We start from the raw sequence: 22766 nt of genomic DNA, 5'->3' as shown, positions 1-22766 counted from the left end.
GGTTCAGCCCGCGTACGGGTCCTGCACCGTGCCCGGACGGGCCAGGAACTCGAAGTCGCAGCCGGTGTCGGCCTGCGTGATCTGCTCGTTGTAGAGCGCGCCGTAGCCGCGCTCGTAGCGGGTGGGCGGCGGTGTCCACCGCTCCCTGCGCCGCTGAAGTTCCTCGTCGTCGACGTGGAGGTGGAGGGTGCGCGCCTCGACGTCGAGGGTGATGCTGTCCCCGGTCCGCACGAGGGCGAGCGGTCCGCCGATGTGCGACTCGGGCGCGACGTGCAGCACGCACGCGCCGTAACTCGTGCCGCTCATCCGGGCGTCGGAGATGCGGACCATGTCCCGCACCCCCTGCTTGAGCAGGTAGTCGGGCAGCGGCAGCATCCCGTACTCGGGCATGCCCGGGCCGCCCTTGGGGCCAGCGCCCCGCAGCACGAGCACGTGCTCGGGGGTGATGCCGAGCGCCGGGTCGTTGATGGTGCGCTGCATCGTCCTGTAGTCGTCGAAGACGACGGCGGGGCCGGTGTGCTTGAGCAGGTGCTGCTCGGCGGAGATGTGCTTGATGACGGCGCCGTCCGGGCAGAGGTTGCCGCGCAGCACGGCGACCCCGCCCTCGGCGGCGACCGGGTTGTCCCGGGTCCGGATGACGTCGTCGTTGTGCACCTGCGCGCCGGCGAGCTGCTCCCGCAGCGTGTCGTACGAGACGGTCGGCCGGTCCAGGTGGAGCAGATCCGGGATCCGGGAGAGGAACCCGGGCAGGCCGCCCGCGAAGTGGAAGTCCTCCATCAGGTATGTCTGTCCGCCGGGCCGTACGTTGGCCAGCACCGGCACCGTGCGGGCGATGCGGTCGAAGTCGTCGAGGGTGAGCCGGACGCCCGCGCGGCCGGCCATGGCGATCAGGTGGATCACGGCGTTGGTGGAGCCGCCGAGTCCGAGCACGGTCGTCACGGCGTCGTGGAAGGCCTCGGCGGTGAGGATGTCGCTCAGCTTCCGGTCCCTGTGGACCAGTTCGACGATCGTCATGCCCGCCCTGGCGGCCATCCGGTCGTGCCCGGAGTCGACGGCCGGGATGCTGGAGGCGCCCGGGACGGTGACGCCGAGGGCCTCGGCGGCGGCGGTCAGGGTGGAGGCCGTGCCCATCGTCATGCAGTGGCCGGGCGAGCGGGCGAGGCCGCTCTCCAGCTCCTGCATCTCGCAGTCGCCGATGACCCCGGCCCGCTTGTCGTCCCAGTACTTCCACATGTCGGTGCCGGAGCCGAGGACCTCGCCTCGCCAGTGGCCCGGCAGCATGGGCCCGGCCGGCACGAACACCGCCGGCAGGTCGGCGCTGGCCGCCCCCATGAGCAGCGCGGGCGTGGACTTGTCGCAGCCGCCCATCAGCACGGCCCCGTCGACCGGGTAGGACCGCAGCAGTTCCTCGGTCTCCATGGCGAGCATGTTGCGGTAGAGCATCGGGGTCGGCTTCTGGAAGGTCTCGCTGAGCGTGGAGACCGGGAACTCCAGCGGGAAGCCCCCGGCTTGCCACACCCCCCGCTTCACGGCCTGCGCGCGGTCGCGCAGATGCACGTGGCAGGGGTTGATGTCGGACCAGGTGTTGAGGATCGCGATGACGGGCTTGCCCAGGTGCTCCTCGGGCAGGTAGCCGAGCTGACGGGTACGGGCGCGGTGGCTGAAGGTGCGCAGCCCTTCGGTGCCGTACCACTGGTGGCTGCGCAGCTCCTCGGGGCGCTTCTCGGCGGTCATATCGACCACCCGGCGGCGATGACGGCGACCTCGGCGCGCTCGCTCTGAGGCAGCGGCCTGCTCGGCGGGCGGACCTCGCGGCGGCACAGCCCGAGGGAGGCGAGTGCCTCCTTGACGACGGTGACGTTGTTGGCGGAGCCGCTGTCGGCGCGCAGTTCCTCGAAGCGGCGGATCTGCTCCCAGACCTTCATCGCGGCCGGGTAGTCGCCGGAGCGCAGCGCCTCGATCATGTTGAGCGACACGGCCGGGGCGACGTTCACCAGCCCCGAGGTGAAGCCGGTGGCACCGGCGGAGAAGTAGGAGGGTGCGTACGGCTCGGCGAGTCCCGCCACCCACACGAACCGCTCAAGACCCGCGTCCCGGGCGAACGCGGCGAACCTGGCCGCGTCGGGGACGGCGTACTTCACGCCGATGACGTTCGGGCAGGTGTCGGCCAGTTCGGCGAGCCGGGCACCGGTGAGCTGCGCGTTGCGGATGTACGGGACGACGCCCAGCTCGGGCACGGCCTCCGCGATGGCGCGGTGGTAGTCGACCCAGCCGGCCTGGGAGACGTAGGGGTGGACGGGCTGGTGGACCATCACCATCTGCGCGCCGAGCTCCCGGGCGTGCCGGGCGGAGGCGACCGCGGTCGGGATGTCGTGCCCGACGCCGACCAGGACGACGGCCCGCTCCCCGGCCTCGTCGATCGTCCACTCCGTGACGAGCCGGCGCTCCTCGGGGGTCAGGGCGTAGAACTCGCCGGTGTTGCCGTTCGGGGTGAGGGTCGTGATGCCCCCGTCGAGCAGACGACGCAGCAGGGCCCGGTAGGTGTCCTGCGCGACGGAGCCGTCCTCGGCGAACGGGGTCACCGGGATCGCCACCACGTCGGCCAGGGCCGCCCGCTGGGTCTCGAACGCCACGCTGCTCATTCCTGACCTTCCTGTTCCAGTCCTGCCCGGGGGAAAGCGCGCTGCACGAAGGACGCGATGTGGGCGTGCAGGGCACGCGCCGCGCCGTCGGCGTCACCCTCGAGTGCGAGCCGCAGGATCTCCCGGTGCTCGCCGGCCTCCCGCTCCCAGGAGGGCGAGGCGGCCCAGGCGACGGCGGAGACCAGGGCGGCCTGGTCGCGGACCTCGTCGAGCATCCGGCCGAGCAGCGGGTTGCCGCACGGCAGGTACAGGGCGCGGTGGAACTCCCGGTTGGCAAGCGAGCGTTCGGCGGTGTCGGTGGCGACATCGGCCCGGGTCAGCGCGTCGCGGGCGGCGTCCAGGGAGGCCCCGCGCTGCACGGCCCGCTTCAGCGCCTCGGGCTCCAGCAGCAGGCGCACGTCGTAGACCTCGCGCGCCATGTCCGCGTCCACCAGGCGCACCGTGACGCCCTTGTACTGGCTCATCACGACCAGCCCGGTCCCGGCGAGCGTCTTGAGCGCCTCGCGCACCGGGGTCTTCGACACCCCGAACTGCGCGGCGAGCTCGGTCTCGACCAGCGCCTGCCCCGGCGTCAACTGCCCGGTGAGGATGCGGTGTTTGATCCCCTCCAGCACGTACTGCGTGCGGGAGGGGATCGGCGTGGGCACAGAGGTCATGCGCGCCTCTCGGATCTCGCGTATCGGTGGATCGCGTATCGGATCTCGCGTATCGCGTCTCATATATGACGTACGAAGTACGACGCGATGACGGTAGGAGGGCGCGTTTGTTTCGTCAATGCTTCTGACAAAGGAAGCTGCAATCGCTTTCTACGGCGTGCGCGTCCACCCCGGGTCCCGACCGCTCAGTCCGACCGCCCGGTCCAGCAGGGGTGCGCCCGGCTCGACGGCGACGACCGGGCCGAAGATGGCGCCGCGCCCGGGGTCGTCGACGGACGCCGCGAGGAAGTCGTGGCAGGTCCGGAGCGCGGCCGGGTCCGGGGCGTAGGACTGGCCGGTGGCACGGGCCAGGTCCCAGCCGTGGATGACCAGTTCGTCGGTGACGACGAGGCCGGCGATCTCGCCGGGCAGGTCGACGCCCCCGGCCCGGGTCATACCGGTCCAGGCGGCCGGGTCGCGCCAGGCCTCGGCCAGTTCGGCGAGGATCTTGGGCAGTTCCTCGCGCCAGCCGGGCGCGAGGTCCGGGAGCGCGGAGTCCGGACTGGTGTCGGTCGTGGCGCCGAGGTCCTTGCGGGCCGCGTCACGGAAGGCGACGGTCAGCCCCGCGAGGTGGCCGAGCAGGTGGCGCACCTCGTATGCGGGGCAGGGAGTGGGGTCGGGTAGCTGTTCGTCGGTGACACCGGCGACGAGCTGCGCCAGGGCCTCCGTCTGGGGTCCGAGGTCGAGGGTCGTACCGGTCGTCCCGGCGGTGTCGGTCATGCGAGCTCCTCAAAGGGTGGTCCTGGGAGGTAGACCGACACCGGGCGCGGAACTCATCGCCCGCACGTCTCCGCTCCTCGCGGCCGGTCCCGCTCCGCACGGGCCGGCCGGTGCGAGGGGCGTGGTGGGGCGGCCCAGCGCGCAGGACGACGCCCCCGATGTCCTGCGCGAGACGCGGACCGGGGGCACCTCAGCGGGCGGGTTGACGCCCTGGATGTCCTGCGCGAGACGCGGATAGCCCGGCCACCGGGGGCCGGGTGCTCACCGGCGTCACCTGTCCTGTCGTTCCTCAGCGGTACCGGACGACGTGCAAGCGGTGGACTCCCGTGGGGTCCAGGACGGCCGGCTCGCCCGACGAACCGTCGACCAGGACGACGCCGTCCTCCAGGCGGAGCGCGTTCACCAACTGGCCGACGGCCTCGCGGCCCCGGCCGTCCGTACGGCGAGCCCAGATCAGGGCGCGGGCTGCGACCGGCAGCGCGGAAGCCGCCTCGACCGCCGCCGCCCAGTCCTGGTGCTCGGACACGGACAGCACGGGGCCGAGGTCGGCGAGCGTCGGCTCGAACCACGCGGCGCGGGCGGGAGCCGGTGGCTTCGGGAGGTCCGCCGTTCCGACGGTACCGCCCGCGTCCCAGCGGGCGAGCCAGGCCCAAGGGTCGGTGTTGGGCAGGCCGAAGGGCGCGGCCTCGTCCTTCGGGACCACGACCGTCGCGTCGAGCATGCAGTCCGGCCAGTGGCCTGCGTTCAGGAAACGGCTCGTGTTGCAGGAGAAGACCCAGCCGCGCGTGGTCTCGTCCTGCGCCGTCGGGGCGTGCAGGTCCACTTCACCGTGGTAGGTGTCCTGGAGCCAACGGCGTGCCTTGTCGACCGCGGAGGCGAAGTCGGGTGCCGCGTGCTCCCACGGGGCGAGGCGGGGCGTGCACGTGCCCGGCAGAGCGCGGATCAGCACGAGCTCGCGGACCAGGGACGGGTCGAGGCGGGCAAGGGAGGACGTCAGCGCGTCGAGGAGAACCACCTGTCCCTTGTGGTTGTGCGCGTAGAGCAGGTTGCCGGTGGCCTCATGGCCACCGACCTCCCGGCGGACCCAGACCACGCCACGGGTGTCCGGCCCGGTCTCCGTGACCGCCCGGATCACGTCGTCCCAGCCGCCGACCTCGATCCGCGTGAACTGAGGGAAATAGCGGCGGGTCAGCCGGTCCCACCAGCCGGGCGCCTCGTCCGAGGGCTGCCAGGGCAGGGGCGTGGACTGGGCGCCGTCGATCGCGGAGTGCAGAGTCACCACACACCCGCGGATGTTGATCCGCCGGGCCTGCGTCGCGGCCCGGCGAGCCGCATCCTCCGGCGGTACGGGCTCCAGGTCCGCGAGTGGGGCACTGGGCGCCGGGTGGAACGGGGTCCCGCCGTCCTTGGGCACGACGACCGACGCCGCCATCATCGGCGTCTCTGGAAACCCCGGCTGCGGCAGCGGCCGACAGGCCATCAGCCATGCGGCAGCCGTTTCGTGCACGGGGTGCCCGACGGCCAGCCGTACGAGGCCACCGTAGGTGGCGTTCAGCCAGGCGGTTGCCCGGGTGTCAGGCCCCGGCATGCCGGTTTCCCTTGTTCGGAGGCCAGTTGCCGGATGCACGCAACTCCATGTAGTGCTCAGTCGGCGGAAACGTCGGCGCCATGTGGGCGGGTGAGCCATCGTGCGGAACGACGACGACGGGACTGAACGGCTTTTTCGTGAAGTCGCCGGTCTCGATGTGTTCCTTCAGGTCGAAGCACACTGTCCACCCGTACGCAAATTCCACCGCCGTGTCCGGGAGCATGACCACGGATTCTGCTTGCTCCCGGTAAGGCCCGGACTTCACGAACTCGACAGCGACGACAACTGCCTCGTCTTTGGTCACCATCTATTTGACTCCATCGCGATATGGAATGTGCCCGATACTCGAGACGTTCTTTTCCAAAACCGCCAAAGCACCACTCTGTCCATCGAGGAAAACAACGCCGTGTGGTGTGTTCACCGCGTTGAACACGTGTGCCGTGCTGTTGGGGCGGCTGATATAGACGACGCTTCTGGACCCGTCTCCCCGGTTCTGCAGGTCTTTGACGATGTCATCGTAGCCGTTCACCCAGTCATAGTGACCAGCGGCCCTATCCTTCAGGCCCAGTTGCTCGGGAGGAATGTGGCCGCCAGCTTGCTTGGGCGCGGCACTCACCTCGACGCCGTCCAGCCTGCGGTCCACCGTGACGGTGTTGTGACTGCAGTTGTCCGTGTATCCAGGCATGCCGGTGTTGTTTACATCCTTGAGCCACGGAAACTGGTCATCCAGGAACTCCTGCGCCTTCTTCGGGTCTACGGAATCGGCGTGGATCGCCTTTTCCTTGACATGGTCCGTGGAGCGCGCAAGGTCGCTCCAGTCCTTCGGCGCCACGACGGCAGCCTCGTCCGCGACCTTCGCGCCGTTCGGTGCGGCCTTCGCGGCTCCGGCTCCTGTCTCCACCCCCTCCCTCATCGCAGCCCGCAGACCGCCCCGCGCCAACCCCGCGCCCTTTGTGCCGATGAGCTCGGGTACCAGGCGGCCGACGAACTCGGACGGATCCTTCTTGAAACCCTCCACCGCTGCGTTCAGCGCCCGCTCGGGATGGGCCGCGGTCGAGACCAGGCCGGAGAGCGTCAGGGAGATGTTCTGGAGGTATTCCGCCGGGTGGGTCAGGTTGTAGGGGTCGACCGGGTTCAGGCCGCGGGCGAAGCTGACCAGACCCGCGGTGCCCTTGACGACACCGCCCACGAAGTGGTTGAGCTCGACGCCGGTCGCCACGAGGCCGTCGACCACGTTGCCGGTCAGGCGGTCCAGCGGCGGCGGCTCCGCCGGGGCATGGGCGAGGGCCTTCCTGATGTCCGCCTCGGCGTCACCGGCGGCGGTGTTCCGCTGAGCGCGGGCCCGGGCCAGCTGCTCCCGCGCCTGCCGGATGGTCTCCTTGCCGGGATCGTGGAACGGCCCGGGAGTGGGGCCGGGGTCCTGGTCCGCCCGCACCTTGGCGTTGTAGGCGTCGACCTTCTGGTTGTACTCCCCGATGGCCTTCTCGGAAGCGCTCTTGCCGCGTGCGTACAGCTCGATGGCCTCCTGCGCCTGCTGCTGCGCCCACTTCACCGTGCCCGCATACGCGTCCAGCGCAGAGGCCGCGGTTTCGCATGCGTCGGCGGCCTGGAGCCACTTCGAGGGGTGGACGCCGAACTTCTCACGGAAGGTGTCCCCGCCCTCGCCGCGCCAGGCGGAGGAGTCGACCTTCTTCATCCCCGAGCCGACCTTGTCGAAGGCGGCGGAGAAGTCCCGCAGGTGCTTGGCACTGCTCCGGATCTTCTCGGGGTTGCCGTGGATCAGCTCGTCGGCCTCCTGGGTCTGGCCGAGCTGCTGCTCTCCCGGTGTGGCGCCGAGGTCGGACGCGACCTCGTCGCCCCAGTCCTCCACCGCGTCCGCGGCGTCCTCCAAGCCGACCCGGTCAAGGCCGTCACCGAGCCGGTCGGTGCCCCAGTCGATGCCCTCGCCGACGACCTTCTTACCGGCGTCGACACCGTCCTCGAGAACGTTCAGGCCGTGGTCGACGCCGTCCTTCAGCCTGCCCAGGCCGCTGCCGATGTCGTCAAGGACGCCCATCAGCCCTCACCCCCGCCACCCTGCATACGGGCACGCTCCTCCGGCGAGGGGCCGAACTGGTCGTCCAGCATCCGCTCCCACGCGGCCTCCGAGACCCCCGAACGCTCGCGGATGCTCTCGGGCGCCAGCGACCCCATGCCCGCCAGGTTCTCGGACGTCATGACGTCCCGGCCCGCGTCGCGCCAACCCTGGGCGCTGGTCTCCCAGGCCCGGTCGAAGGACTCCTTGCTGTAGTCGGCGTCCCTGATCTGGGTGACCGGGTTGTTCGACCAGACCTCGCCCCAGTCCTTGCCGGTGATCTCCTCCTCCGAGGCGTGCGGATTGCCGATCACCGAGTTGACGCCGACCTTCATCGCTCCTGCCACGTACTGGTCGGTCTCGTAGTACGTCCCGGCCGCGAGCCCCGTCTTCAGCGCGAACCCGTTGCCCTCCTGGATCAGCGAACGGACGCCCCACTCCCACCGCTCGCAGAAGGAGCCGAAGGCGCCCGTGAGGCCCTCCGCCCCCAGCTCCAGACCGGACAGTGCGATGTCGCCGAAGCCACGGCCCGCGCCGGCCTCACCGACCATGCCGAGCTCTTTCAACTCGCCCAGCGCCGCCGTCAGTCCCTTGGCGATCTCGTCGAGACCGATCGCTGTCAGATCGTTGCCGTTGCCGCCGCCCCCCGTCATCGAGGCGTCCCTCCTTGCTGTACATGGTCCACTGCGAACGCGTCAGGCACGATTCCGGTCACCGGCGGGAGCAGCAGCGCGTGTTCGGCACCGTCGGCCGCGTCCAGAGCCACTCCGCACGGCACACCGGCCTCCGGTACCGCCACGTCCAACAGCCGTGCCCCGAGGACCGTTTGGTACGCCCACTCCCGGTCGGCCTCGTCCCGAGCGAGCGCGTACCGGGACAGCGCCGACTCGTTGGAGAAGGCCAGGATCCAGCGGATCCCGCCGAAGTCGGCGGTGAGCCAGCCGCCGTTGTGCAGCGGCACCAGCACCGCCGTGTCCCGGAACGCCTCCAGCAGCACGGCGAACTCGCGTCGGCGGAGGGCCACTTCCTCCTCGGTGGGCTCCGGCGCCTCGTCGAGCGACGGCACCTCGGCGGCCTCCGATGCCTCAGGTGGACTGGGGGCACCATCCGACTCAGCCGGTCGATTCTCCTCGTCAGAACCGGAGTTCTCAGGGACCGACTGCCGACCGGGAGCCACAGGTGGCTCGGGCCTCAAGGTCATCTCTGCGTACTCGGCAAGTCGGGAGCGCCGTATCGGCGTCTCCGAGCCACCCCCGAAATCTGTCACGACGCAACTTTTTCATGTGACGCACCAGCGCTCCTCCACCACCTCATGGACCACCTCAGTCACACACAAGAGCGATACGCAGCGGTCACGATTCCCGACCAGGTCAGGGTGTGAAGGAAGCAGCCGGAGTGGGTGGGCCTCCGGCCGCAGGACCTTCGGCTCCCTTGGCACGCGGAACAGGCGGCCGCGTTCAAGTGGCCGAGATCCGGCGACTCCTGGACGCTCCGCTAAGGAACCTGCCCGATCCCCTCCCCGGGTCCTTAGCCGCACGATGGCCAGGCATGACGACCAAGACGACCTGGCCGCTCGTGCGCGTCCTGCGCGACCGCGACGCCGGGCTCTACCTCTCGGGCGTGGTGGTCTCCGGCTTCGGCACCTCGGCCCTGTGGCTGGCGTCCGGCGTGTGGGTCAAGGACCTCACCGGCTCGGACGGCCTGGCCGCGCTGTGCATGCTCGCCATGTGGCTGCCGACCCTGGCCGGCCCGCTGCTGGGCACCCTCGCCGACCGCGGCCGCCGCAAACCGCTGCTGATCGGCGTGAACCTGCTCCTGGGCGCCCTCCTGCTCGCGCTTGTGGGCGTCGACGCCCCGGGCGACGTGTGGCTGCTGTACGCGGTGCTGTTCGTATACGGGGCGGCGGGCGTCGTCCACGACGCGGCCGAGTCGGCGCTCGTGGCGACCGCGGTCGACCCGGCCCTGCTCGGCGACTTCAACGGCCTGCGCATGACCGCCACCGAGGGCATGAAGCTCCTGGCCCCGCTGGCGGGCGCGGGCCTGTACGCCGCGTACGGCGGCGCGAGCGTCGCCCTCCTGGACGCGGCGACGTTCGTGCTGGCCACGGGCCTGTACGCCCTGCTGCGGGTGCGGGAGGACAAGCCCGCGCGGCCGGCCGGCAGCCACCGGCAGCGCACGGTCGAGGGCGTCCGCCACCTGTGGGCGCACCCCGTGCTGCGCCCCCTGGTCCTGGCGGGCGGGGCCACGATGCTGTGCGCCGGCCTGAACGGGGCGATGGTGTACGCCGTCGTCGACGGCCTCGGGCACTCCCCCGCGTACACCGGCGTGCTGTACGCCGTGCAGGGCGCCGGTTCGGTCGCGGTCGGCCTGCTCTCCGGCCCTGCCCTGCGCCATCTGGGCGCACGGCGCTTCGCGGCGTCCGGCATCGCCCTGCTGGCGCTCGCGGTGGGCCTGCGGGCGGTGCCGTCCGACCCGGTGGCGCTGGTGTGCGGCGCGGCGATCGGCGTGGGGCTGCCCGCGGTGCTGATCGCCGCGCTGACGTCCGTGCAGCGTGAGACGCCGGGTGCGCTGCTGGGCCGGGTCACGGCCACCGCCCACACCCTGGTGTACACACCGAACGTGGTCGGGCTGGCCGCCGGGGCGGCCCTGGTCGAGCTGGTGAGCCACCGGCTGGTGCTGGTCGCCCTGGGCGTGGTCCTGCTGGTGGCGGCGGCCCCGCTGTGTCAGAGCCCGGCGAGGGCGGAGCGGACCGTCTCCAGGTCGCCGTCGGACGCCAGCCCGGCGTGATACAGCCTCAGTTCGGTGGCGCCCAGCCGCCGTGCCTCGGCGGCGTCGGCGGCGAGGGTGCCGGGGCTGCCGCCCATGCCCGAGACCACGGTGAAGTTGGCGGCGATGACGGCGCCCTCGCGCTCCTGCCGCGCGAACGGCGTCAGTGTGCCGGTGCCGCCCGAGCAGGGCACGACCACACCGTCCGCGACGGACAGGATGTGCGCCGGGTCGACGCCGGGGTTGGCACCGACGTGGTACGACACCGGGTCCGCGTGCAGCAGCACCTGGAAGCCCTCGGGCGCCGCCGCCCGGACGGCCGCGACGGCCTGCTCCTGGAGCGTGCGGGCGGTTTCGTCGCGGTACGCGCGCGTGGTGGTCGCGAGCGTCTCGCCGAGGAGTTTCTCGATGCCCGTCCAGCCTCCGTCGGAGGGGGCACCCTGCCACACCGGCTCCAGCGCGGTCCGTACGGCGGACGCCAGTTCGTCGGCGTCCAGGCCGTGCCGGCCGTAGCCCTCCCGGCAGGACGGGCAGAAGCACAGCGCCATCAGGTACTGCCCGGCGTCCCCGAGGCCGATGCCGCCGGTCTTGTCGTGGGCGTGCAGATGCTGCAGGCCGTACCAGCCGAGGGACTCCAGCTCGGTGCCGCGCGCCCCGGGCCGGACGGCCGCCTCGGCGGCCAGGTCGGTGAGGTACGCGCGCGTGGCGGGCTGGGCGATGCACGGCGCCCAGGGGTAGCGGTCGCCGTAGGCGTTGACGACCGAGGTGTCCGGGTGCTCGGCGCCCAGGCGGGAGTTGTGCGCGAGGACGACCCAGGTGTGCACCTCCAGACCGGCCGCGGCGAGCGCGGTGGCGGCCTCGCCGAAGGCGTCCCCGGGGGCCCAGCTGCCGGCCGCGTAGGGGCGCGGCTCGCGCCCGGCCCAGCGGTCGTCCGCCGGGTACAGCACGGCGGCGTGCTCGGCGGTGACGATGCGGTGGCGCGGATGGCGGGGCGTGAGGGCGCGCGTGGAGTGGTAGGCGGCGGCGAGCGTCACCTGCCGCACGCCGAGCGCGGCGATCCGCGCGGGTGCCTCCGGGTCCCCGTTGACGTCCCAGGGGTAGACGAATGCCGACGCCTTCACTTGGTCTCCTCCAGCAGCGCGTAGCCCCGCTCGATCACTTCGGCGAGCTGCTTCACATGATCCTCGGCCGGCTCGTGCAGCGGGGGCCGGACCTCCCCGACATCGAGGCCGCGCAGCCGTACACCGGCCTTGACCAGGGCGACCGCGTAGCCGCGGCCCTGGGCGCGCAGGTCGACGAACGGGCGGTAGAAGCCGTCCAGCAGCTTCTCCACGGTGGCGTCGTCGCCGGTCCGCAGGGCCCGGTGGAAGGCGAGGGCGATCTCCGGTGCGAAGCAGAACACGGCGGACGAGTAGAGCGTGACACCGAGGGCGCGGTAGGCGAGCTGGGTCTGCTCGGCGGTCGGCAGGCCGTTGAAGTAGAGAAAGCCGCCCGGGACCTCGGAGCGGACGGCGCTGACGATGCGCTGCATGAGGTCGAGGTCGCCGAGCCCGTCCTTGAGGCCGATGATCCCGTCCGTGCGGGCGAGTCCGACGACCGTCTCCGGGGTGAACACGGCGTTGTCGCGCTGGTAGACGATGACCGGCAGGGCGGTCGCGGCGGCCACCTCCCGGTAGTGCCGCAGCAGGCCCTCCTGCCCGGCGACGACGAGGTACGGCGGCATGGCGAGCAGCCCGTCCGCCCCGGCGGCCTCGGCGAGGCGGGCGTAGCGCACGGCGAGCGCGGTGCCGTACCCGGCGCCCGCGACGACCGGCACACGCCCGTCGGCGGCCTCGACGGCGGCCCGCACACAGGCCTCGAACTCCTCGGGCGTGAGCGCGTGGAACTCGCCGGTGCCGCAACAGGCGAACACGGCGGCGGCACCGGCCTCCACCCCCTGCCGGACGTGCGTGCGGTAGGTGTCGAGGTCCACGGAGCCGTCGGGTCCGTAGGCGGTGACCGGGAAGAACAGCGGCCCGCTGGGGATGGTGAGTCGCGCGGCGAGAGGGGCTGACGTCACAAGCTCTCCCGGTTCCATATTCATGATTGGCGTCTATATTTCTGAACATCTCCACGCTAAGGCGCCGCCTTGGGGTCGGTCAAGCGCGCGAACCCGCGACGCACCAGCGGATTCGCCGCTTCCACGCCATACTTGACGGGCTCCGCCCCGGCTCCTTAGCGTGTCCACGCATATGAATGCCGTGCGCTCATGTGCATGGTCGGCGATCAAGGAGACCCGAGGATGCCCGCTCCCCGCACCGTCCTGCTCACCGGCGCCGCCGGCGGCCTCGGCACCCTGATGCGGGACCTGCTCCCGGCCTACGGCTACGACCTGCGCCTGCTGGACCTGCGGCCCATCGAGGGCGCGCCCGACGCGCTCACCGCCGACCTGGCCGACCGGGACGCCGTGCGCGAGGCGGTCCGGGGCGTCGACGCGATCATCCACCTCGCGGGCATCTCCCTGGAAGCGCCCTTCGAGAAGATCCTCAAGGCGAACATCGAGGGCACCTACCACCTGTACGAGGCCGCCCGCGAGGAAGGCGTCGGCCGGATCGTCTTCGCCTCCTCCAACCACGCCGTCGGCTACACCCCACGCCCCCAGGCCGACGACCCGCTCATCCCGATCGACACCCCGCGCCGCCCGGACACCTTCTACGGCCTGTCCAAGTGCTTCGGCGAGGACCTCGCGCAGCTCTACTGGGACAAGCACGGCCTGGAGACGGTCTCGGTGCGCATCGGCTCCTGCTTCCCCGAGCCGACCAGCGTGCGCATGCTCTCGGTGTGGATGAGCCCCGCCGACGGTGCCCGGCTCTTCCACGCGGCCCTGACCGCCGAGCACGTCGGCCACACCGTCGTGCACGGCTCCTCCGCCAACACGCGGCTGTGGTGGGACCTCACCAGCGCCCGGGCGCTCGGCTACGAGCCGCAGGACGACTCCGAGCCGTTCGCCGAGAAGCTCATCGCCGAGCAGGGCGAGCTGCAGGACGGCAACGAGGCGCACGCCTACCTGGGCGGCCAGTTCGTGACGGACCCGCCGATCTGGCCGTACTGACCGGAACACATCGCGCAACGGGGCGGGCGGGCACCGAACGGGCCCGCCCGCCGCCGTATTCGGGCACCGTCGGCGCCCGGTCTCACGTGCCGGTCCTCACCGACGCAGGTCCGCGACGGGCGCACCCTCCGTCGAACGGGCACAAACGGGCAGTATCAAACCCGCAACAGGCCTGGTCACTCCCGCATCCCCGCTGTAGAAATTCCCCCACGGGCCGCACCGGGCCCGAACGGGCAGCGCAAGCGGAAGACAGGGGTCGGCGTGAGCACGCACACGGCGGAGGAACGCCAGCGCGAGATCGTGCTGGCCGCACGACGTGACGGCTCGGTCGACGTCAGCGCCCTCGCCGCCGAGCTGGGCGTGGCCAAGGAGACGGTACGGCGGGATCTGCGCGTCCTGGAGGACCACGGCCTGCTCCGCCGCACCCATGGCGGCGCCTACCCCGTGGAGAGCGCCGGCTTCGAGACGACGCTCGCCTTCCGCGCCACCAGTCACGTCCCCGAGAAGCGCCGGGTCGCGGCCGCCGCGGCCGATCTGCTCGGCGACGCCGAGACCGTGTTCGTCGACGAGGGCTACACCCCGCAGCTCATCGCCGAGGCACTCCCCCGGGACCGGCCGCTGACCGTGGTCACCGCGTCCCTGCCGGTCGCGGGCGCCCTCGCCGAGGCCGAGCACATCTCCGTACTGCTGCTCGGCGGCCGGGTACGGCGCGGCACCCTCGCCACCGTCGACCACTGGACGACGAAGATGCTGTCCGGCTTCGTCGTCGACCTGGCCTACATCGGCGCCAACGGCATCTCCCGCGAGTACGGCCTCACCACCCCCGACCCGGCCGTCAGCGAGGTCAAGGCACAGGCGATCCGGGCCGCCCGGCGCGTGGTCTTCGCGGGCGTGCACACCAAGTTCGGAGCGGTCAGCTTCTGCCGGTTCGGCGAGGTCGGCGGGCTGGAGACGATCGTGACGAGCACCCTGCTGCCGACCGCCGAGGCCCACCGCTACGCGCTGCTCGGGCCGCAGGTCATCCGCGTCTGACCACACATCGACCCCCATCCCCCCGGGGCATCCGCACGCCCCGCGATGCCCCTTATCTCCCCATACATCCAGGAGCGATCCATGCGAACCCAGAGCCGACGACGGCCGCCGCGAGCCACGCTCGCCCTGGTCGCCGCAGGGACGTTGCTCGCCCCGCTGCTCTCCGGCTGCTGGGTCGGCGCGGGCGGGGCCGGATCCGGCGGCGACGCCATCAACGTCCTGATGGTCAACAACCCCCAGATGGTCGAGCTGCAGAAGCTGACCCGCGCCCACTTCACCAAGGAGACGGGCATCAAGGTCAACTTCACCGTCCTGCCCGAGAACGACGTCCGCGACAAGATCAGCCAGGACTTCGCCAACCAGGCCGGCCAGTACGACGTCGCCACCCTGTCCAACTACGAGATACCGATCTACGCCCGCAACGGCTGGCTGCACGAGATGAACGGCTATGTCGCCAAGGACCCGGGCTACGACGAGCAGGACGTCCTGAAGCCCATGCGCCAGTCCCTCACCGCGGACGACGGCAAGCTCTACGGCCAGCCCTTCTACGGCGAATCGTCGTTCCTGATGTACCGCAAGGACGTGTTCGAGGAGAAGGGCCTGACGATGCCCGCCCACCCCACCTGGCAGCAGGTGGCGGACCTCGCGGCGCGGGCGGACGGCGCCGAGCCCGGCATGAAGGGCATCTGCCTGCGCGGCCTGCCCGGCTGGGGCGAGGTGATGGCCCCGCTCACCACCGTCGTCAACACCTTCGGCGGCACCTGGTTCGACAAGAACTGGAAGGCCCAGCTCAATTCGCCCGCCTTCGAGAAGGCGACGAAGTTCTATGTCGACCTGGTGCGCGAGCACGGCGAGTCCGGCGCCGCCCAGTCCGGCTTCGCCGAGTGCCTGAACAACATGACCCAGGGCAAGGTCGCCATGTGGTACGACGCCACCTCCGCGGCCGGGTCCCTCGAGGCGGCGAACTCCCCGGTCAAGGGCAAGGTCGGCTACGCCCCCGCCCCCGTCGAGAAGACCGAGTCCTCCGGCTGGCTCTACACCTGGGCCTGGGGCATCCAGAAGGCCTCCCGCAACCCGGACAACGCCTGGAAGTTCATCTCCTGGGCGTCCGGCAAGGGCTACGAGGAACTGGTCGGCGACCAGGTCGGCTGGTCGAACGTCCCGGCCGGCAAGCGGGCGTCGACGTACGCCAACGCCGACTACCGCAAGGAGGCGGGTGCCTTCCAGGAGATGACCAAGGAGGCCATCGAGAAGGCCCGGCCGAACGATCCCGGCGTACAGCCGCGGCCCGCGCCCGGTATCCAGTTCGTCGGCATCCCCGAGTTCACCGACCTCGGCACCAAGGTCTCCCAGGAGATCAGCGCGGCCATCGCCGGACGCCAGTCCGTCGAGTCGGCCCTGAACAAGTCTCAGGCGCTCGCCGAGAAGATCTCCGAGGAGTACGAGGGACGATGACCGCCATGACAACGGCCCCCGTGGCCGCTCCCGAGACGCGCACCCCGGTCCGCCGGCCCTCCGCCCGCCTGCGCGCCTGGGCGACCCGGGCCCCGCTGCTGCCCGCCCTGATCTTCATGATCGTCGTCACCCAGCTGCCCTTCGTGGCCACGCTGGTGATCTCCTTCTTCGACTGGAACTCCCTCTATCCCGACGCCCGGCACTTCACCGGCGTCGACAACTACCAGGAGGTCCTCACCAACCCGGACCTGCGCCACTCGGTGTGGACGACCGTGCTGCTGACGGTGGCCGTGGTGCTGGCCAGCCTGGTCCTCGGGCTCGTCCTGGCGCTGCTGCTGGACCGGAGGTTCCGCGGCCGGGGCATCGTACGGACGCTGCTGATCGCACCGTTCCTGGTGGTGCCGGTCGCGGCGGCCCTGCTCTGGAAGCATGTGCTCTACAACCCTGAATACGGACTGTTCAATGGGTTGGTGCACTATGTGGGCGGGCCACAGCCCGACTGGATCTCCACCACCCCGCTGCTCGCGGTCGAGGCCTCCCTCGTCTGGCAGTGGACGCCGTTCATGATGCTGATCCTGCTCGCCGGCCTGCAGAGCCGCGACCACGAGCAGATCGAGGCCGCCCGGGTCGACGGCGCGAGCGACTGGCAGATCTTCGTCCATCTGACGCTCCCGCACCTGCGCCGCTACCTCGAACTGGGCGCCCTGCTGGGCTCGATCTACATCGTCCAGAACTTCGACGCGGTCTTCACGATCACGTCCGGCGGCCTCGGCACCGCCAACCTCCCCTACACCGTCTACCAGAGCTTCTACCAGGCCCATGAGAACGGCCTCGCCTCGGCCGCGGGCGTCCTGGTCGTCATCGGCTCGATCGTCATCGCGACCTTCGCCCTGCGCGTGGTGTCGTCCCTGTTCCGCGAGGAGGTGTCCCGCGCATGAGCACGACCGCACTGCGTACCCGCCGTGTCCGTGGCAAGGGGGCGGGCCTGGGCCTGCTGGCCTGGCTGCTCGGCATCGCGTTCTTCCTGCCCATCGCGTGGATGGCGCTGACGTCCTTCCACTCGGAGGCGGACGCGGCGACCAACCCGCCGTCCTTCGCGGCCTCGCTGACCCTGGACGGCTACCGCGAGTTCTTCGGCGCGGGCGGCGGCGCGAGCCCCTGGCCGGCCCTGATCAACTCCACGGTCGCCTCCGTGGCCTCGACCCTGCTGGTGCTGCTGCTGGCCTTCCCGGCGGCGTACGCGCTGTCCATCAACCGCGTCCGTAAGTGGACGGACGTCCTGTTCTTCTTCCTCTCCACGAAGATGCTGCCCGCCGTGGCCGGCCTGCTGCCGATCTACCTGTTCGCCAAGAACGCGGGGATGCTCGACAACATCTGGCTGCTGGTCATCCTCTACACCTCCATGAACCTGCCGATCGCGGTGTGGATGATGCAGTCGTTCCTCGCCGAGATCCCGGTCGCGGTGATCGAGGCCGCCCGGGTGGACGGGGCACGGCTGCCGACGGTCCTCGCGCGCGTGGTCGCCCCGATCTCCCTCCCCGGTATCGCCGCGACCGCGTTGATCTGCTTCATCTTCAGCTGGAACGAGCTGCTGTTCGCCCGGGTGCTCACGGGTGTGGTCGCCGAGACCGCCCCCGTCTTCCTGACCGGCTTCATCACCAGCCAGGGCCTGTTCCTGGCGAAGGTGTGCGCCGCGTCGCTCGTCATCTCCCTGCCGGTGCTCGCCGCGGGGTTCGCCGCCCAGGACAAGCTGGTCCAGGGCCTGTCGTTGGGAGCCGTGAAATGAAGGCCGCCGTCATCGAGTCCGTGGGCAAGGCCGTCGTCACCGAGGTCCCGGACCCGACGCCAGGGCCGCGCGAGGTCGTCGTCGAGGTCGCGGCCTGCGGGCTGTGCGGCACGGACCTGCACATCCTCCAGGGCGAGTTCGCCCCGAAGCTGCCGATCGTGCCCGGGCACGAGTTCGCCGGCGAGGTCGTCGGGGTCGGCACCCAGGTCACGGAGGTGTCGATGGGCGACCGGGTCGCCGTCGACCCGTCCCTGTACTGCTACGAGTGCCGCTACTGCCGTACGGGCCACAACAACCTCTGCGAACGCTGGGCGGCGATCGGCGTGACCACGGCCGGAGGCGCGGCCAGGTACGCCCTCGCCCCGGTGGCGAACTGCGTGAAGCTCCCCGACCACGTCCGCACCGAGGACGCCGCGCTGGTGGAGCCGCTGTCCTGCGCGGTCCGCGGCTACGACGTGCTCCAGTCGCGCCTCGGCGCGCACGTCCTGATCTACGGCTCCGGCACGATGGGCCTGATGATGCTGGAGCTGGCCAAGCGCACGGGCGCGGCGAGCGTGGACGTCGTCGACGTGAACCCGGCCCGCCTGGAGACGGCCCACCGCCTGGGCGTCTCGGCGTCGGCGGCGAACCCCGACGAACTGGACCGTCCGCAGGGCTGGGACCTGGTCGTCGACGCCACGGGCAACGCGGCGGCGATCCAGGACGGCCTGGACCGGGTGGCGAAGGCCGGCACGTTCCTGCAGTTCGGCGTGGCCGACTACGCGACGCGCGTGACGATCGACCCGTACCGCATCTACAACCAGGAGATCACCATCACGGGTTCGATGGCGGTGCTGCACAGCTTCGAGCGGGCGGCGGAGCTGTTCGCGAACGGAGTCCTCGACCCGGAGATCTTCATCAGCGACCGCATCCCGCTGGAGCGGTACCCGCAGGCGCTGGAGCAGTTCGCCGCGGGGGTCGGCCGCAAGATCGTGGTCGTGCCGTAGGGAACGGACCTCTGCGGGAGGGTCGGGCGAAATTCGGTGGGGCGCCCGCCCTCCGCCCCCTACGCTCACGGCATGCCACGACCCCACGGATTCACCTACGAGCAGCACACGGGCGGCTCCGTCCGCATCAGCCACCACGGCCGCCCCGCCACCACCCTGAACGGTCCCCGGGCCACGCGGTTCCTCGCGGAGGTCGAGGGCTCCGACCCCCAGCTCGTCATGGCCCGCTGGACCGGCAACTACAAGCGGGGCAACGAACGCACCGCCCGCCACCACCCCCGCAATCGCCGGTGACCCGATTGGCCGCAAGGTAAGGGAACGGCAAAACCGCTTCGCTCGTTCACCCGGCATGACAGCTATGACCCCTGGCTCGAACATCCCCCTGCCCGCCGCCCGCGTGACGGTGGACGTCGCCGCCCCGGTGCGGCTCGACGTATCGGGCCTGCTGCTCACCGCCGACGGCAAGGTGCGCTCCGACGACGACTTCATCTTCTACAACCAGCCGTCGGGCCCGGGCGTGACGTACCGCTCGGGCGGCGGCAGTGCGCCCGACGCGATCGTGGTCGACACGGCGGCCCTCCCCCCTGGCATCGAGAAGATCGTCGTCACGGCGAGCCCGGACGCCGCGGGCCAGACCTTCCAGGGCATCGAGCCGACCGCCACGATCCGCAACGCGGACGACAGCTCCGTCCTGGCCACGTTCACGCCCCCGCAGCTCGGCAGCGAGACGGCCCTGGTCATCGTGGAGGTCTACCAGCGAGGCGGCCAGTGGAAGGCCCGCGCCGTCGGCCAGGGATACGCCAACGGCCTCGCGGGCATCGCCACGGACTTCGGGGTCACGGTGGAGGAACCGGCCGCCGCCGCCCCGCCCCAGCCGGTGACCCCGCCGGCCCCGGTGCAGCCGCCGGCCCCGCCCGTCTCCACGCCCGCCGCGCCCCCGGCCGCCCCCGCCACGCCGCCCCCGGCCGCGCCCGGCGCCGGGAAGATCAACCTCGACAAGGGCCGCGTCAGCCTCCAGAAGCACCAGACGGTCTCCCTGATGAAGGGCGGCCGCCCTCTGCTGTCCCAGGTCAGGATGGGTCTCGGCTGGGAGCCGGCCTACCGCGGCAAGGACATCGACCTGGACGCCTCGGTCATCGCCTACGGGCCGCAGCGCAACCACATCGACAGCTGCTACTTCGGCAAGCTCCAGATCGTGGGCGGCGCGATCCAGCACTCCGGCGACAACCTCACCGGTGAGGGCGGCGGGGACGACGAGACCATCATGGTCGACCTCGGCCGCCTGCCCCAGGAGGTCACCGGCCTGGTCTTCACGGTCAACTCCTTCTCCGGCCAGAAGTTCACGGAGGTCGCCAAGGCCTACTGCCGCCTCCTGGACGGCACGACCGGCGAGGAACTGGTCCGCTTCGACCTCACCGGCGCCGAGGCGCAGACCGGCGTGATGATGGCCAAGCTGATCCGCCAGTTCTCCGGCGAGTGGGAGATGACGGCCTTGGGTGAGTTCGTGAAGTCCCGCACGGTGAGGGGAATGGTGAAGCCGGCGGCGCAGGCGCTGTAACCCGCCACCGGCCTCCGGGGACGCCCCCTTACCCAGGGGGCGTCCGGCGTCCGGCGTCCGGCCGACCATGTCGGCGGCGCCGCGCCCCCAGCCCCTCCATCAGCAGCGTCAGGTACCGCCGGATGTGCCGGCCCTCCCCGTCCGCCAGTTCCGACGCCGTCGCCACCCCGTGGGCCAGCCGCAGCACGTCGGCCGGCTCGACGTCCGCCCGCAGCGTGCCCTCTTCCTGCGCCGCCCGGACCAGCCGCCCGGCCGCGGCCTTGACCGAATCGCCGCAGGCCGTGGCCATGGCCGAGCCGCTCTCGGTGACGGCCGGACCGAGCAGGGCCTTCAGACCCCGCATCCGGATCAGTCCCGCGCCGAGCTCGTACAGCCACGCGACCAGCGCCTCGCCCGGCGGCAGTTCAGCCGCGAGCGCATCGGCCCTCGCCGCGATCGCCTCGACGCGGTCCAGATACGCGGCCTCCAGCAGTGCCTGCCGGGTCGGGAAGTGCCGGTACAGCGTGCCGGAGCCGACCCCGGCCCGCTTGGCGATGTCGTCGAGCGACGCGCCTTCCCCGTGCTCGGCGAAGGCCTCCGCGGCGACCGTCAGCAACCGCTCGTAGTTGCGCCGGGCGTCCGCCCGCATGGGCCTGACCTGCGCCACGCGACCACTCCTTCACCAACCGGGGACTCTCTCCGCACCTTACCGAGAACGGCGCCTCGCGAGCCGGACGGAGACCGGACCCGGCCCTCTCGTCTCTTCGAAGGGAGCGGGCGCGGCCGGCCCTGGTCCTCCGAGGGGCCGGACGGCGGGAACGTCAGGCGGAGTCGCGCACCACGAGTTCGGGTGTCACCCATGCGTCCGCGCCCCGCAGGGGCTCCTCGCCCGCGCGCAGCCGGGCCACCTGCTCCACGGCCAGCCGGCCCAGCTGCCGTTTGTCGATGTGCAGGGTGGTCAGGGCGGGCTCGACCAGCTCGCCCAGAGAGAGGCCGTCGAAGCCGAGTACGGCCAGGTCGTCCGGAACGCTCCGGCCACGGCGGCGGGCGGCGCGCATCGCCCCGACGGCGATCAGGTCGTTGAAGCCGAAGACCGCCGTGACATCGGGCCGCGTGGACAGCAGCCGCTCCATTCCGGCCTCGCCGCCCGCCACACTGTGCTCGGGGCACACCACGACCCAGTCCTGGTCGACCGGCAGGCCGAGCCGCCGCACCTGCTCCAGGAAGGCCTCCCTGCGGGGGCCGGGGCCGTGCACGCCGTCCAGCATGCCGATCCTGCGGTGCCCGGCGCGGAACAGGTGGTTCAGGCCCTGCTCGACACCGGTGGCGGCGTCGATGCCCACGGCGGCGAACCGGGTCTGCTGCGGGCCGCGCTCCAGCAGCACCAGTGGTACGCCCCCGAGGTGCCGGACGAGCACGTCGTCCGGGTCCTTGAAGTAGCCCACGACGGCGTCCGCCTGGTGGGAGAGCACGTCGAGCGCCTCCCGCTCCCTGGCCTCGTCGATCCGGGAGTCCCACACGACGACCTGCCAGCCGCGCTGCTCGGCCGCCTCGAGCACTCCGGCGGCCACCTCGGGGAAGAACGGGTTGCGCAGGTCCGGGATGACCAGGCCGGCCGTCACCGCGCCCTTCCGGACGAGCCCGCGCGCGAACCGGCTCGGCCGGTAGTCCAGGAGCCGCGCCGCCTCCAGGACCCGCTCCTTGGTGCCGGGGTCGATCTCACCCTTATCGTTGACCGCCCGGGAGACCGTCTGTCGTGACACCCCGGCCAGGCGTGCGACGTCGTGGATCGTGGCCCGGCGCCGGGCACCGTCGGGCCGCTCGGCACTCGGCTCCGCACGCTGATTGTCCGTCCACACGTTCAGCACTGTATCCGGCACCCGAACCTGCCCGGCAGGGGCGAAGGGACGGGCGCCTCAGCCGTCGAGCTCGGTGAACAGCGTCAGCTGGAGGGCGCCCGGGGCTTCGAGGCGGGAGTTGAGGGAGTTCCAGGGGGTGCGCGTCGGCTCGGCGACGACCTCGGCTCCGGCGGCGGCCAGCTTCGCCGTGGTGGCGACGGAGTCGTCCACCTGGAAGGCGACCCGGATGTGCCCGGCCACCCGTCGCCCCACCTCGACCTCGTCGATGAACGCGGCGTGGTTCGGGTCGGTCAGCTCCAAGGTGGCCCGCCCGGCGTCGAGGATCGTGACCCGCCCGTCCTCCGAGGCGAACGCGCCCTGCTCGGTCAGCCCGAGCACGTCCCGGTAGAAGTGCAGCGCGGCGTCGTAGTCCTCGGCGGTCACGACCAGGCGGAGTTCGCGGACGGCTGGCTCGTCGGACATGGCGGGCTCCTCCAGGGCGTCGGGTGACCGCGACAACCCGGCTGCCGACCGGATGATTCCCGTACGCGGCCGC

The 22766-nt window shown here is 71.5% G+C and carries 23 protein-coding genes; 9 read left to right on the top strand and 14 right to left on the bottom strand.

Features of this window, described 5'->3' with window-relative positions; translation table 11 throughout:
- Positions 1-3: 3 nt before the first annotated feature.
- The 9 genes from araD to G3I77_RS05810 all read right to left on the bottom strand — a co-directional run bounded on the left by araD (position 4) and on the right by G3I77_RS05810 (position 8785).
- Positions 4-1734, bottom strand: a complete 1731-nt coding sequence (gene araD / locus G3I77_RS05850) for an L-arabinonate dehydratase (RefSeq protein ID WP_248501518.1) — start codon at positions 1732-1734, stop codon at positions 4-6.
- Positions 1731-2642: a dihydrodipicolinate synthase family protein gene (locus tag G3I77_RS05845; protein ID WP_248501517.1), complete on the bottom strand. Its 912-nt coding sequence runs from the start codon at positions 2640-2642 to the stop codon at positions 1731-1733. Before G3I77_RS05845 ends, araD begins: the two co-directional genes overlap by 4 nt.
- Positions 2639-3298: a GntR family transcriptional regulator gene (locus G3I77_RS05840; protein ID WP_248501516.1), complete on the bottom strand. Its 660-nt coding sequence runs from the start codon at positions 3296-3298 to the stop codon at positions 2639-2641. Before G3I77_RS05840 ends, G3I77_RS05845 begins: the two co-directional genes overlap by 4 nt.
- Before the next feature lie 150 nt (positions 3299-3448).
- Entirely contained in the window at positions 3449-4057 is a 609-nt protein-coding gene (locus G3I77_RS05835; RefSeq protein ID WP_248501515.1) for a TIGR03086 family metal-binding protein, read from the bottom strand.
- A gap of 289 nt (positions 4058-4346) precedes the next feature.
- Positions 4347-5645 (bottom strand): YrhB domain-containing protein, encoded by a 1299-nt coding sequence (locus tag G3I77_RS05830; RefSeq protein WP_248501514.1) that lies wholly within the window; start codon positions 5643-5645, stop codon positions 4347-4349.
- The gene (locus tag G3I77_RS05825; RefSeq protein ID WP_248501513.1) at positions 5632-5952 is read right to left on the bottom strand and encodes a YrhB domain-containing protein; all 321 of its coding nucleotides are present in this window, start codon (positions 5950-5952) and stop codon (positions 5632-5634) included. The genes G3I77_RS05830 and G3I77_RS05825 overlap by 14 nt, the downstream gene beginning before the upstream one ends.
- Positions 5953-7701, bottom strand: a complete 1749-nt coding sequence (locus G3I77_RS05820; RefSeq protein ID WP_248501512.1) for a putative T7SS-secreted protein — start codon at positions 7699-7701, stop codon at positions 5953-5955.
- Positions 7701-8372 carry a hypothetical protein gene (locus G3I77_RS05815; RefSeq protein ID WP_248501511.1) on the bottom strand — a complete coding sequence of 224 codons (672 nt, stop codon included), beginning with the start codon at positions 8370-8372 and terminating at the stop codon, positions 7701-7703. Before G3I77_RS05815 ends, G3I77_RS05820 begins: the two co-directional genes overlap by 1 nt.
- Positions 8369-8785: an SseB family protein gene (locus tag G3I77_RS05810; RefSeq protein ID WP_374385346.1), complete on the bottom strand. Its 417-nt coding sequence runs from the start codon at positions 8783-8785 to the stop codon at positions 8369-8371. Before G3I77_RS05810 ends, G3I77_RS05815 begins: the two co-directional genes overlap by 4 nt.
- A 482-nt stretch (positions 8786-9267) precedes the next feature.
- On the opposite strand from G3I77_RS05810, the gene G3I77_RS05805 reads away from it, so the two are divergent.
- Positions 9268-10506, top strand: a complete 1239-nt coding sequence (locus G3I77_RS05805; protein WP_248501509.1) for an MFS transporter — start codon at positions 9268-9270, stop codon at positions 10504-10506.
- On the opposite strand, the gene G3I77_RS05800 is transcribed toward G3I77_RS05805, so the two are convergent.
- Both G3I77_RS05800 and G3I77_RS05795 read right to left on the bottom strand, forming a co-directional pair.
- Positions 10443-11606 (bottom strand): hypothetical protein, encoded by a 1164-nt coding sequence (locus G3I77_RS05800; protein ID WP_248501508.1) that lies wholly within the window; start codon positions 11604-11606, stop codon positions 10443-10445. The genes G3I77_RS05805 and G3I77_RS05800 overlap by 64 nt on opposite strands.
- Positions 11603-12544 (bottom strand): 5-dehydro-4-deoxyglucarate dehydratase, encoded by a 942-nt coding sequence (locus tag G3I77_RS05795; protein ID WP_248501507.1) that lies wholly within the window; start codon positions 12542-12544, stop codon positions 11603-11605. Before G3I77_RS05795 ends, G3I77_RS05800 begins: the two co-directional genes overlap by 4 nt.
- 222 nt (positions 12545-12766) lie before the next feature.
- Between G3I77_RS05795 and G3I77_RS05790 the strand changes: the two genes are divergently transcribed.
- The 8 genes from G3I77_RS05790 to G3I77_RS05755 all read left to right on the top strand — a co-directional run bounded on the left by G3I77_RS05790 (position 12767) and on the right by G3I77_RS05755 (position 20393).
- Positions 12767-13576 (top strand): NAD(P)-dependent oxidoreductase, encoded by an 810-nt coding sequence (locus tag G3I77_RS05790; protein WP_248501506.1) that lies wholly within the window; start codon positions 12767-12769, stop codon positions 13574-13576.
- 261 nt (positions 13577-13837) lie between these two features.
- Positions 13838-14608 (top strand): DeoR/GlpR family DNA-binding transcription regulator, encoded by a 771-nt coding sequence (locus tag G3I77_RS05785; protein WP_248501505.1) that lies wholly within the window; start codon positions 13838-13840, stop codon positions 14606-14608.
- Between the two features lie 81 nt (positions 14609-14689).
- Positions 14690-16063, top strand: a complete 1374-nt coding sequence (locus G3I77_RS05780) for a sugar ABC transporter substrate-binding protein (RefSeq protein ID WP_248501504.1) — start codon at positions 14690-14692, stop codon at positions 16061-16063.
- Positions 16060-17001, top strand: a complete 942-nt coding sequence (locus tag G3I77_RS05775; protein WP_248501503.1) for a carbohydrate ABC transporter permease — start codon at positions 16060-16062, stop codon at positions 16999-17001. The genes G3I77_RS05780 and G3I77_RS05775 overlap by 4 nt, the downstream gene beginning before the upstream one ends.
- Positions 16998-17849 carry a carbohydrate ABC transporter permease gene (locus G3I77_RS05770; RefSeq protein ID WP_248501502.1) on the top strand — a complete coding sequence of 284 codons (852 nt, stop codon included), beginning with the start codon at positions 16998-17000 and terminating at the stop codon, positions 17847-17849. Before G3I77_RS05775 ends, G3I77_RS05770 begins: the two co-directional genes overlap by 4 nt.
- Positions 17846-18835, top strand: coding sequence for a zinc-dependent alcohol dehydrogenase family protein (locus tag G3I77_RS05765; RefSeq protein ID WP_248501501.1), 990 nt, complete (start codon positions 17846-17848; stop codon positions 18833-18835). Before G3I77_RS05770 ends, G3I77_RS05765 begins: the two co-directional genes overlap by 4 nt.
- 72 nt (positions 18836-18907) lie before the next feature.
- The gene (locus G3I77_RS05760) at positions 18908-19129 is read left to right on the top strand and encodes a hypothetical protein (protein WP_248501500.1); all 222 of its coding nucleotides are present in this window, start codon (positions 18908-18910) and stop codon (positions 19127-19129) included.
- A 64-nt stretch (positions 19130-19193) separates the two neighbouring features.
- Complete coding sequence (locus G3I77_RS05755) at positions 19194-20393, top strand: TerD family protein (protein WP_248501499.1); 1200 nt, start codon at positions 19194-19196, stop codon at positions 20391-20393.
- A 28-nt stretch (positions 20394-20421) separates the two neighbouring features.
- Here G3I77_RS05755 and G3I77_RS05750 read toward each other — a convergent pair whose 3' ends face one another.
- The 3 genes from G3I77_RS05750 to G3I77_RS05740 form a co-directional block, all read right to left on the bottom strand.
- Positions 20422-21039 carry a TetR/AcrR family transcriptional regulator gene (locus G3I77_RS05750; protein WP_248501498.1) on the bottom strand — a complete coding sequence of 206 codons (618 nt, stop codon included), beginning with the start codon at positions 21037-21039 and terminating at the stop codon, positions 20422-20424.
- A 154-nt stretch (positions 21040-21193) separates the two neighbouring features.
- Positions 21194-22231 carry a LacI family DNA-binding transcriptional regulator gene (locus tag G3I77_RS05745; RefSeq protein ID WP_248501497.1) on the bottom strand — a complete coding sequence of 346 codons (1038 nt, stop codon included), beginning with the start codon at positions 22229-22231 and terminating at the stop codon, positions 21194-21196.
- Between the two features lie 57 nt (positions 22232-22288).
- On the bottom strand, positions 22289-22693 hold the full coding sequence (locus G3I77_RS05740; RefSeq protein ID WP_248501496.1) for a VOC family protein: 405 nt from the start codon (positions 22691-22693) through the stop codon (positions 22289-22291).
- Positions 22694-22766 lie beyond the last annotated feature (73 nt).

This window comes from Streptomyces sp. D2-8, from assembly GCF_023184515.1.
GTDB lineage: Bacteria > Actinomycetota > Actinomycetes > Streptomycetales > Streptomycetaceae > Streptomyces.
This window is presented reverse-complemented; position numbering and strand designations above follow the sequence as displayed.

Coding starts and splice junctions, on each gene's coding strand:
- G3I77_RS05740 (WP_248501496.1), bottom strand. CDS start 22,693: ATGTCCGACGAGCCAGCCGTCCGCGAACTCCGCCTGGTCGTGACCGCC.
- G3I77_RS05820 (WP_248501512.1), bottom strand. CDS start 7,701: ATGGGCGTCCTTGACGACATCGGCAGCGGCCTGGGCAGGCTGAAGGAC.
- G3I77_RS05830 (WP_248501514.1), bottom strand. CDS start 5,645: ATGCCGGGGCCTGACACCCGGGCAACCGCCTGGCTGAACGCCACCTAC.
- G3I77_RS05755 (WP_248501499.1), top strand. CDS start 19,194: ATGACCCCTGGCTCGAACATCCCCCTGCCCGCCGCCCGCGTGACGGTG.
- G3I77_RS05770 (WP_248501502.1), top strand. CDS start 16,998: ATGAGCACGACCGCACTGCGTACCCGCCGTGTCCGTGGCAAGGGGGCG.
- G3I77_RS05760 (WP_248501500.1), top strand. CDS start 18,908: ATGCCACGACCCCACGGATTCACCTACGAGCAGCACACGGGCGGCTCC.
- G3I77_RS05775 (WP_248501503.1), top strand. CDS start 16,060: ATGACCGCCATGACAACGGCCCCCGTGGCCGCTCCCGAGACGCGCACC.
- G3I77_RS05790 (WP_248501506.1), top strand. CDS start 12,767: ATGCCCGCTCCCCGCACCGTCCTGCTCACCGGCGCCGCCGGCGGCCTC.
- G3I77_RS05835 (WP_248501515.1), bottom strand. CDS start 4,057: ATGACCGACACCGCCGGGACGACCGGTACGACCCTCGACCTCGGACCC.
- G3I77_RS05780 (WP_248501504.1), top strand. CDS start 14,690: ATGCGAACCCAGAGCCGACGACGGCCGCCGCGAGCCACGCTCGCCCTG.
- G3I77_RS05815 (WP_248501511.1), bottom strand. CDS start 8,372: ATGACGGGGGGCGGCGGCAACGGCAACGATCTGACAGCGATCGGTCTC.
- G3I77_RS05825 (WP_248501513.1), bottom strand. CDS start 5,952: ATGGTGACCAAAGACGAGGCAGTTGTCGTCGCTGTCGAGTTCGTGAAG.
- G3I77_RS05845 (WP_248501517.1), bottom strand. CDS start 2,642: ATGAGCAGCGTGGCGTTCGAGACCCAGCGGGCGGCCCTGGCCGACGTG.
- araD (WP_248501518.1), bottom strand. CDS start 1,734: ATGACCGCCGAGAAGCGCCCCGAGGAGCTGCGCAGCCACCAGTGGTAC.
- G3I77_RS05805 (WP_248501509.1), top strand. CDS start 9,268: ATGACGACCAAGACGACCTGGCCGCTCGTGCGCGTCCTGCGCGACCGC.
- G3I77_RS05840 (WP_248501516.1), bottom strand. CDS start 3,298: ATGACCTCTGTGCCCACGCCGATCCCCTCCCGCACGCAGTACGTGCTG.
- G3I77_RS05765 (WP_248501501.1), top strand. CDS start 17,846: ATGAAGGCCGCCGTCATCGAGTCCGTGGGCAAGGCCGTCGTCACCGAG.